This is a genomic window from Acinetobacter stercoris (assembly GCF_900323515.1).
Lineage (GTDB): Bacteria > Pseudomonadota > Gammaproteobacteria > Pseudomonadales > Moraxellaceae > Acinetobacter > Acinetobacter stercoris.
On record NZ_OOGT01000323.1, the window covers coordinates 1 to 2,488 of the forward strand.

The 2,488-nt window shown below is 34.4% G+C and carries 2 protein-coding genes; both read right to left on the reverse strand.

All coding sequences use genetic code 11. The features are described 5' to 3' along the window. Positions 1–391: 391 nt before the first annotated feature. Positions 392–1,393, reverse strand: a complete 1,002-nt coding sequence (locus KPC_RS19055) for an aldo/keto reductase (RefSeq protein ID WP_121975889.1) — start codon at positions 1,391–1,393, stop codon at positions 392–394. Between the two features lie 112 nt (positions 1,394–1,505). Next, entirely contained in the window at positions 1,506–2,408 is a 903-nt protein-coding gene (locus tag KPC_RS19060) for a helix-turn-helix domain-containing protein (RefSeq protein WP_121975890.1), read from the reverse strand. Between the last annotated feature and the right edge of the window lie 80 nt (positions 2,409–2,488).

The window sequence follows — 2,488 nt, forward strand, 5'->3', positions numbered from 1 at the left end:
ATTTAATTTTTCGTAATAAATCATAACATTAAATTATTACCTTATAATTTAAATTTAATAAACTGCTTACTTATTCTTAATAAAATTAGGATCTATTCAATTGATCCTTACAAATGAAACAGCACAAAAAAGAGGCCTTTCCAAACTATAATTCTACTTTTCTCAGTTTCATAAAATTAAGAGTTATAAGATAAAAATCACCAATTCCAGTGATAGTTGATCTTGTTTTTTTGAAGATAATAGTCATTGTTGAACAACGATTTATCTTGATGATTATAGAGATTCGACCATTCCAAATTTGAATCTTAAATAAAATTTTGATTCCCAGTTGATAATGGTAGCTGCAGGTCTTTCCAAGCAGCTGCCATTTTTTTTAAATATATGACTATACTTATAAATTGACATATTTGAATTGGGCATCCGTATAACGTTCACCTACATCAGGATAAGCTTTCAATAAAGCTTCGATATCATGTAAATTATCCTGACTAAGTTCTACATCTACTGAAGCTGTATTTTCAAGCAATCTTTGAATTTTTCGAGTACCAGGTATAGGAATAATATCTTCTCCCTGTGCCAAAACCCATGCAATGGCGAGTTGTGCTGCGGTCAACTTGTTTGATTGTGCGTAATCTGCAAATGCCTGTGCCAATGCCTGATTATTTTTCAGATTTTTGCCCTGATAACGTGGTAATTGTTTTCTGAAATCATCATTTTCCAGCTTTGATACATCGAGTGTATTTGTAATTAATCCTCGTGATAAAGGCGAATAAGGTACTAAGGTTATACCTAATTCTCGGGCAGTCGGTAAAACACCCTGTTCCACATCTCGTGTTAAAAGCGAATATTCATGTTGAATCGCTGCAATAGGATGAATGGCATGGGCTCTTCGAATGGAATCTGGAGAAGCTTCACTTAATCCTAAATATCTGACTTTCCCCGCTTTAACAAGATCCGCCATGGCACCAACAGTTTCTTCAATCGGAATATCTGGATCGACACGATGTGCATAATAAAGGTCAATCACTTCTATATTCAAACGTTTTAAGCTATTTTCTACAGCTATTCGAATCCACTCTGGTGAAGCATCGACATAGGTTTCTTTGGAGTTACTCGGGCGTGCAATATTGTCTTTAAATCTGAAGCCAAATTTGGTTGCTAAAAAAATCTGATCTCTATGGTTTTCTAATGCTTTAGACAGTAACGTTTCGTTTGCACCATTACCGTACATATCTGCGGTATCCCAAAAATTAATACCAAGATCTAAAGCTTTTTCCAAAGTTGCCAGACTTTGTTGATCGTCTGAAGCTCCATAAGCGAAACTCATACCCATACAGCCCAGTCCGATTGCTGATAATTTTTCGTCGGTTTGTCCTAATTGTCTATATTTCATTGTTACTCTCTTTTCGAAACATCATTGAGTCAAAAAAAATATAGAATGCTTTTGATAAAACCCACGTATAAGATTCAAACCAATATTTATAAAATTCAAACACAATCAGATTTTAAGAAAACACACTCTCACGAAATTTTTTAGGTGAAATTCCTGCATTCTTTTTAAAAAAGTTTGTGAAATAGGCTGGATATTCAAACCCTAAGCTATAAGCAATTTCTGAGACATTCCAGTTTGTATGTTGCAGCAATGCTTTTGCTTCTTGCGTTATTCGTAAACCGATATGTTCAGATGTCGTTTTTCCTGTCGCTTCTTTAACAGCCCGATTTAGGTGATTGACATGTACTGATAAGCCGTAAGCGAAATCATTTGCAGTTTTCAATTTAAGTTGAAAATGTGGTGAGTCTATCGGAAACTGCCTTTCAAGTAATTCAAAAAATAAATGACAAATTCGTGCTGAAGCATTGCTATGTCTTTCGAACTGTTGGGTTGGCTGCATTTTCATGGCTTCATGTACGATCAAATGCAAATAGTTTCTTAAAACGTTGTATTTATGGATATAACTGGAGTCTATCTCGCTCATCATTTTTTTAAAAATAAATGAGACTTCAGCGACTTGCTGATCATCTAAAAAATATAAAGGATCACCATCAATTTTAAATAATGGAGAATCTTTCAAAAAACTTTGCCTAGACTCTTGGTTAACAAATTCTTCAGTAAATAAGCAAAACCATCCTGACTGTTCTGGTGAATGAATTTCCCATGCATAAGGAATCATCGGATTTGAAAATAGCAAAGCTGGTCGATCGACTTTTATCCAACGGTTGGCATAGTGTAATTCCCCCTCTCCGATCACCAAAGAAATCTTGTAATAATCGCGGCGACTATAAGGCGTAAGAAAAGAACAGGCACTGCGCTCGAATACATTAAAATGACCAACGGAAGTGGTTTGCAGCGGATAATCCTTATCTCTGGTTAATAAAAACCTTTGATAAAAATCGTGAATGGTTTCCATATTAAATCCTATTGCCAATCGACTTGAGATTTATAAAATTCAAATAAATTTATTGTATGCAAAAATAGTTACTATAAAAG

Bases quoted from the DNA above. Each gene is read 5' to 3' on its own strand.
- KPC_RS19060 (WP_121975890.1), bottom strand. From the start codon at position 2,408: ATGGAAACCATTCACGATTTTTATCAAAGGTTTTTATTAACCAGAGAT.
- KPC_RS19055 (WP_121975889.1), bottom strand. From the start codon at position 1,393: ATGAAATATAGACAATTAGGACAAACCGACGAAAAATTATCAGCAATC.